The following is a 7322-nucleotide window of genomic DNA, read 5'->3' as shown; positions in this document are numbered from 1 at the left end:
GGCAGGGGGGGGGACTGTTTATTTAACTTTGTTGAAAAGGTGGTCGCCGGTTTTTCGTTGGGTAATCAGCCCCCCGGCTTCCATTTCGGCAATCGTTTTAGTGATAAACGGCGTATTGGCGCCGGTCCCCGCGGCAAGATCTTCAATCGTGCATGGACGGCGTTTCAACAACGCAAGGATAATGGAGGAAAGGTCTTGTTCCGATGGTTTTGCGGCGCGTCGGGTAGCCTGACGAGCGATTATCTCGGTTTTCAAGGGAGCAAAATACTCTGCGATTTCTTCCAGCCTTTTTCTGGAAGCCGGTACAACCCGGGAGCAGGCGCCCGGACGATCGAGCGTGTTGAGCTGGGTCCGGGCGGGAGTGATCTTTTTAATAATTTCCTTGAACGCACTCAACTCTTCGGGTGTGTCGTTAATATCGGGAATTATGAATATTTCAAGAAGAATTTCGCCTTTATATTCTTTTGCAAATGTCACCAGGCCTTCGATTGTACGTTTGAGATCCAGAGAAGGATGGGGGCGGTTAACTTTACGGAATGTCTGCGGAAGGACTGCATCGAGCGACGGAAGGACCAGGTCGATCGGCATGATCGCATCACGGACTTCTTTGAGGTAGAGGAGTGTTCCATTGGTCAGCAAAGCGGTTTTGTATGATGGAAATTCCTTTTTCAGGAAAGTAACGATAGTGCCAAGTCCGTTGTGAAGGCATGGTTCGCCGCTTCCGGCAAAAGTTATGTAATCCAGAGGGGGAGTTCTGCTTAAATATTCACGGAGTTCATCGATAATAGCCTGAGTTGGAACGTATTCTTTTCGCTCGAGTGTCAGCTCTGTTGTTTTACCGCATTCGCAATAAACACAATTAAGCGAGCATGTTTTATGAGGGACAAGATCGATCCCCAGCGATACTCCCAGCCGTCGTGACGGTACCGGGCCGAAAAGAAATGAGTTTGTCATTATACCTTACCGGCGGGGCTTACTTTCGCGGCATTTCGATTCGGCCCCTGATTTTGATCTCTTTTTTCTCCGGATGATTGGTTTTGATAATAAATTCACCGTGAACTGTTTTTTCACTATCCAGTTTCGGCGACATCTGGAGCGTATAATCGTAGTACCCGTCCTTTTTGACTTTGTCGGGCTTAATCAACTTGTGTGATACATAAAGAGGCAAATCGGATTGCCATGCCGCTTTACTTCGATTTCTCGATTTAAACGCAATCTCCGATACTTTGAGGTTTTTCTTTTCTGTAGTGAGCGTCACCTCAAAGGGTTTTTCGGAGTTGTTATTCATGGTAAAATAGTGTGTGGAAAGTCCGAGCACAGGCTTGATATGCCCGCGAACCGACAAGCGGAGGGTCGGCGAATTTTTTGCATTCGAAATCACCGTAACCGATTTTTTGAAATTTCCGCCATGAAAATTTTTTGCACTGATTTCCTGAGTAAGTTTTCCCACCTGACCAGGAGGGATGATCGAATCATATCCGACCACGGTGCATCCTCAGCCGGGCTTCACTTTTTCGATTTTCAGCACCTCGTCACCGGTGTTTTTAATCGTAAATTCGTGTTTGATTTTGTCCACACTTCCTTCTCTGATCTCTCCTACATCAAAATCTGCGCTGTCAACAGAGATCATCGGGGTAGCAGTAGCTGCAAAAATCAATCCCACAACCAGAACAAAGGCCTTGAAAATCTTTGAATACATCATTTTCATTAGAATCAGACTCCTTTTTTTTACTCATTAAAAATAATATCTGCACTCGAACTATGGGATTCGCACTACGTAATATTACGTAATCAGGCTTTTAAAAATTATAACCTTATTCTATTTTGAACAGAAGCTTTTATGAATTATTCATTCTCCACACTGCATAATGCACACAATATGGGGCTGCAAATGCCGGATAATGCTCTAAAAGATCGGAAAGCGGTAGTCACCGCAGTAAATAGCGGCGAATTTCTTAAGCCCTGTCCGGGAACTACCCGGGGATACTATTGCTGTGGATATAAAGTCCTGACTCCGCTCACTGGATGTGGTATGTATTGCGCCTATTGCATTCTCCAGGTCTATTTTGAACAGCAATGCCAGGTTTTATATAAAAATTTTGGTGATTTGAAATCGGAAATAAAGCAAAAACTAAACTCTTCCACCGGCACCCTCCGCATAGGAACCGGTGAGTTTGCCGACAGTCTTTATCTTGAAAATGAGTATGGACTTTCCCGCAAAATAGCCGGTCTTCTGAGCCCCTATCCTAATGTGCTGACTGAATTCAAAACAAAAAGCAGCAATGTGGCGGCGCTCAAAGAGATAGAAAACCCCAAAAAAGTTGTTGTCGGCTTCTCGATGAATACTCCCAGGATGATTAATGCCTTTGAATTTGATACAGCATCTCTGGAAGATCGCTTGAATGCTGCAGCCTTGTGCGAAAAGATGGGATTCCGGGTTGCTTTTCATTTCGATCCCATGATTTATTATCCGGAATGGGAACATGAGTACCGGTCGGTAGTTCAATCGATATTCGGATCCATACAAAATCCCGACAAAATAGCCTGGATCAGCCTCGGCGGGTTCAGGACAATGCCGGTCCTCAAAAAACTTCATTTCAACAATCCCGCTTATCGGTCACTTTTTTGCGGAGAGATGGTGTTGGGCGAAGACAGGAAACTCCGTTATTTCCGGCCAATCCGGGTTGAGTTTTATCAGGCCATGAAAGAAGAAATCGAAAAATATTCTCCCCGTGCCACCCTCTATTTGTGCATGGAAAGCCCCGAGGTCTGGAAGGACTGCGGCTTGATTACAAGAATTCCCAAAGGACTTGTTCACTATCTCGACCGGCGGGCCGAGGAAATGTTATATTAGGGGAAATGGAGTGACGGTGTGATGGAAAAAACAGTCCTCGACTACTCCGCTGCTCCATCTCCGGAAAGGATACCTATGACAATCACTATCGGCAATCTTTCACTGGGTCGGAAACCGGCCGTAACGGCAATAATCGACCGTCTATTATCTTTAGCTGAGATTACGGCACTGCCTGAGCGGGGGGCGGATATGCTGGAGATCAGGGCGGACCTGATCGATGCGGCGCCCAAACGTCTGTATGACTATATCCGGGAAATCCGAGAGAATGTCGACCTTCCCCTTATCGGGACACTCAGGGAAACGACGCAGAATAAAGACCGTCGTCTTGCCATGTTCGAGAAAATTGTTCCCCTGGTGGATTGTGTTGATATCGAAATCGATGCTTCCATAAACCGCGACATTGTTGCTATGGCCGGTGAAAAGCCGGTGATAATATCCGAACATGATTTCGAAAAAACCCCTTCGAATGACCGGCTGAAAGCATTGGTCGAAAAGGGAATGGAACTGGGCGGTACTATTGTAAAGATTGCGGTCATGCCACGGAGCAGAGAGGATGTCAGCCGTTTATTAACGTTCACCGGAGAATGTTCTGCCCCAATCGTTACAATCGCCATGGGCGAAATCGGCGTAATTTCCCGTGTTGCCGCTCCGCTGTTCGGCTCGCTCTTTACCTATGCTTTTATCTCAGATTCCGTTGCGCCCGGCCAATTGTCGATTGATATGATGGCAGAGGAGATTGGGAGATATTATCCCGGATAGGAAGAGCGGGGGAAGTAAAGAGAGGTGAGACAACGAGAGCGATAGCGATGTGAAAAGGAAAAATACCCTATACCCCCCTTTGTAGACACTTCGGCAAACTCAGTGCATCGCCTTCGACCTTCGCTCCCCAAGTTTGTCCTCACCCCTTACTCATCGCAACAAGCTGTGCAAGCTTCTCTCTCGCTTTACCGGAATCGATCGATTCCTTGGCTAGCCTGATGCCGTCTTCGGGGGTGCTGGTCAGGCCGGATGCAGCAATAGCAAATGCTGAATTCAGCACAACGATATCTCTGCAGGGACCTGGTGTGCCGGAGAAGATGTCTTGAATCATGGATGCGTTTTTCTGAGAATCACCGCCCATAATTGCTGTAGGGGAATGTTTGGTAAGTCCGAACTGTTCGGGCTCGATCGTATAGGTTGAAACTTCTCCGTCTTTCAACTCAGAAATTGTTGTTGGTGAGGATAGAGATATTTCATCGAGACCATCATTGCCGTGTACAACAAAGGCTCTTTTTGTCCCCATATTTTTCAGTACATTTGCAAGCGGACTTGTGAGATTTGGCGAAAAGACGCCGAGGAGTTGAGATTGGGCAATCGATGGATTTGTTAAGGGGCCCAAAATATTGAAAATGGTCCTGATTCCTATCTGTTTCCGGGGGCCGATTGCATATTTCATGGCCTTATGCAGCATGGGGGCAAAAAGAAAACAGATTCCGATTTCATCCAGACAGGCTTTCATAACCGATGGATCTGCACCGATCGTAACTCCCAATGCTTCCAGAACATCGGCACTTCCGCTTTTACTGGATACCGAGCGGTTACCATGCTTTGCTACAACAGCACCTGCTCCGGCGGTAACAAAGGCCGTAGCCGTAGAAATGTTGAATGTATTCGACCGGTCTCCTCCCGTCCCACAGGTATCGACAACGTGCTTTTTCTGAGACGGCATAACATGGATAGCCTTGTCGCGCATCACTTCTGCCGCACCCGTAATTTCTTCAATTGTTTCGCCTTTCATGCGGAGGGCAACAATGAATGCCCCTATTTGAGCTTCGGTAGCGTCACCGGACATAATGGCGTTGAATATTTCCCGTGTTTCATCAACCGACAAACTAATACCGTCGATGATGTTCTGTATCGCTTCCTGTATTGTCATAAAACACTCTCGGTCTCTTGCAAATGAAATAAAAGGGTGGTAGAATTATTGTGCTGAGCAAATCATATTTTAAAGGTTAATACCTCAATAAAATAATAAAGCATCCGGCTACTTTAACAAGGCTTTGTGAATAAATATGACAAATTACGATAAAATTAACGCCGAATTTGTCCGTTCCTTTGCTCATTATAAAGATATATTCCCGGCAAGGGAAGATGAATATTGTCTTTTGGGGCGTTCCAATGTGGGAAAATCATCCTTTCTAAATCATGTTTTTAATCGGAAGCATCTTGCAAAGGTATCGAAAACACCCGGCAAAACCAGTCTGGCAAACTATTTTCGGCTGAGTAATAATATTATCTGGGTTGATCTTCCCGGATATGGATATGCTAAAGTTAACGGCAAGGAAAAACAGCGCTGGTCGCGGCTGATTTCAGACTATTGTGAAAAACGAAAAGGCCTTCAGGGGGTAATCTGGCTGCTCGATATTCGTCACCCGGGAACAAAAATCGATAAAGAAGCATGGATGTGGCTCAGGACACTCGATATACCGGTTTTGCCTGTTTTGACAAAGTGTGATAAATTGTCAAAAAACAATGCTGCAAGTAACGGTAAAAAATACCGGGAAATTTTTCATTTCACCTTTGAGCCGGTGATGTATTCCATTGTCGATTCCGGCTCGCGGGAGCGTTTCTGGAAAGCTTTTTATTCATGGCGTGAGCGATCCGGGTGTGATAAGTAAATTACCATGACTAATATCATTGAGGCCATAGAAAAAGTCGGAGGATCCGGTGTTTCGGCTGTGAGGAAAGTCTCTGAAGTGACTTCTCTGTATCTGCAGACCGTTGGTTCTTTTATCCGCATGGGACGGCGGGATTATGTATCATCCCAGCGCCAGATCGTCAGCCAGATACTTTTTACGGGTGTTGAAGCACTGCCTCTGATAGCAACGGTTGCCATGCTTTGCGGGGTGACTATTGTTTTTCAGGCAACCACCAATATGCCGAAATTCGGCGCCGGCGAGTTTTTCGGGAAAATAATGATCATGGTGGTTGTGCGGGAGCTTGGGCCGCTTATTACATCGATTGTTGTTATCGGACGTTCCGGGTCTGCTCTCGCCGCTTATATCGGCAGTATGCGGGTTACCAAGGAAGTTTCAGCTCTGGAGGTTATCGGTATAAACCCCGTGCAATTCATTGTCATGCCCGCTTTTATGGGAATGGTCGTATCGATGGTTGCACTGGGGATTTACTTCGATTTTGTTGCTATCGTCGGCGGATTACTGGTTGCATCATTGATAGCAAATGTTCCCTTCTGGGGATTCGTTGCCAAGGTCGTGGATGCTTTGACAATGGCGGATATTCTCTTGACAATATTTAAAAATATTATTTTCGGTTCGGTGGTTGCCGTGGTAAGCTGCTATCACGGACTTGAAGTTCGGAATGAACGTGATGTTCCCAAGGCTGCACGAAGGTCGGTGGTATGGTCGATGGTTATTGCCATGCTGATTAATGTAATTATCACCTATATCATTATTACTCTGGGTTTCTATGGCTGATAAACTTCGATTTGAAAATGTATCATTTAGAGGTCATAGTAACATGATTCTCAATAAGATCAGTTTCAGTCTTCGGAAAGGTGAAACACTGGTGATTACCGGAAGAAGTGGGACCGGAAAAAGCACGCTTCTTGAGATAGCAGCCGGTCTGACCCGACCGTATGAAGGTAATGTATACTGGGATGATGTTTTGCTGGATTCTTTATCTACCGATCAAAAAATTGCTGCTCGAAAGAAAATGGGGTATCTCTTTCAGAAACACGCCCTGATTCATAATTATCCGATTATTGAGAGCATTGCGCTCCCGCTCCGCTATCACACGTCATTGAACGACCGTCTGACCAGAGAACGGGCGCGCAAGCAGCTCGAACGATATGGTATTGCCGATATTGCCGGAAAGCTTCCCGATCATTTATCGGTTGTCCAGGCCCGATATGCAGCACTTGCCCGCGCCATGATAATGGAACCGCAATTTCTTTTGCTCGATGAACCCTTGAGTGGTATGGACCCGTATGCATGCGAAAAACTGGTCATGATAATAAAAACAATTCAGGAAACCCGATCACCGGCCCTCTTGATTGTCTGTAACAGCGCCCATGCGTTCAGCTCTATGGATTGCCGCGAAAAATTGCTCGATAACGGAATTCTGCTGGATGCCGAATTCAGGGGAGTCATGAAATGATCGATGCACAAAAACTGGACATTGTTCTCAAAGGATAACTATGAGTACCAAACCCGGCCGAGAAAAGTCGAGTGAACCATTTCACATCCGTTACCGTAATCTCTTTGTTGGTATTTTTTTGATCATTCCAATTATTGCAATTCCCATTTTGCTTTTTTACACCATGAGCAAACTCTCCTTTATGGAAAAATGGACCGAATTACATGTGAAATACGCAAGTACAACAGGTCTGAATACAAGTAATGACATTACAATAAACGGTATTAAAGTAGGGCATGTCAAAACTATGACCCTTGATGATTCGGGCTATGTT

General features: G+C 45.7%; 10 protein-coding genes. 6 read left to right on the top strand and 4 right to left on the bottom strand.

Features of this window, described 5'->3' with window-relative positions:
* Nucleotides 1-18 precede the first annotated feature (18 nt).
* From GF401_15970 to GF401_15960, 3 genes are read right to left on the bottom strand one after another with little or no spacing between them, the layout of a single operon-like run.
* Entirely contained in the window at nucleotides 19-954 is a 936-nt protein-coding gene (locus tag GF401_15970; protein ID MBD3346552.1) for a radical SAM protein, read from the bottom strand.
* A gap of 19 nt (nucleotides 955-973) precedes the next feature.
* Complete coding sequence (locus GF401_15965) at nucleotides 974-1486, bottom strand: hypothetical protein (GenBank protein ID MBD3346551.1); 513 nt, start codon at nucleotides 1484-1486, stop codon at nucleotides 974-976.
* Between the two features lie 9 nt (nucleotides 1487-1495).
* Nucleotides 1496-1708, bottom strand: coding sequence for a DUF1573 domain-containing protein (locus tag GF401_15960; GenBank protein ID MBD3346550.1), 213 nt, complete (start codon nucleotides 1706-1708; stop codon nucleotides 1496-1498).
* A gap of 132 nt (nucleotides 1709-1840) precedes the next feature.
* On the opposite strand from GF401_15960, the gene GF401_15955 reads away from it, so the two are divergent.
* Both GF401_15955 and aroD read left to right on the top strand, forming a co-directional pair.
* Complete coding sequence (locus GF401_15955; protein MBD3346549.1) at nucleotides 1841-2854, top strand: radical SAM protein; 1014 nt, start codon at nucleotides 1841-1843, stop codon at nucleotides 2852-2854.
* Nucleotides 2855-2872: 18 nt separating this feature from the next.
* Nucleotides 2873-3613 carry a type I 3-dehydroquinate dehydratase gene (aroD, locus tag GF401_15950; protein ID MBD3346548.1) on the top strand — a complete coding sequence of 247 codons (741 nt, stop codon included), beginning with the start codon at nucleotides 2873-2875 and terminating at the stop codon, nucleotides 3611-3613.
* A 139-nt stretch (nucleotides 3614-3752) separates the two neighbouring features.
* On the opposite strand, the gene trpD is transcribed toward aroD, so the two are convergent.
* The gene (trpD, locus tag GF401_15945; protein MBD3346547.1) at nucleotides 3753-4769 is read right to left on the bottom strand and encodes an anthranilate phosphoribosyltransferase; all 1017 of its coding nucleotides are present in this window, start codon (nucleotides 4767-4769) and stop codon (nucleotides 3753-3755) included.
* Between the two features lie 136 nt (nucleotides 4770-4905).
* On the opposite strand from trpD, the gene GF401_15940 reads away from it, so the two are divergent.
* The 4 genes from GF401_15940 to GF401_15925 form a co-directional block, all read left to right on the top strand.
* The gene (locus GF401_15940; protein ID MBD3346546.1) at nucleotides 4906-5511 is read left to right on the top strand and encodes a YihA family ribosome biogenesis GTP-binding protein; all 606 of its coding nucleotides are present in this window, start codon (nucleotides 4906-4908) and stop codon (nucleotides 5509-5511) included.
* Between the two features lie 6 nt (nucleotides 5512-5517).
* Nucleotides 5518-6327, top strand: a complete 810-nt coding sequence (locus tag GF401_15935; GenBank protein MBD3346545.1) for a hypothetical protein — start codon at nucleotides 5518-5520, stop codon at nucleotides 6325-6327.
* Nucleotides 6320-7009 (top strand): ATP-binding cassette domain-containing protein, encoded by a 690-nt coding sequence (locus GF401_15930; GenBank protein MBD3346544.1) that lies wholly within the window; start codon nucleotides 6320-6322, stop codon nucleotides 7007-7009. Before GF401_15935 ends, GF401_15930 begins: the two co-directional genes overlap by 8 nt.
* A gap of 40 nt (nucleotides 7010-7049) precedes the next feature.
* The coding region (locus GF401_15925; protein ID MBD3346543.1) for a hypothetical protein at nucleotides 7050-7322 on the top strand (273 nt) is incomplete at its 3' end.

The organism is Chitinivibrionales bacterium (genome assembly GCA_014728215.1).
Lineage (GTDB): Bacteria > Fibrobacterota > Chitinivibrionia > Chitinivibrionales > WJKA01 > WJKA01.
This window is presented reverse-complemented; position numbering and strand designations above follow the sequence as displayed.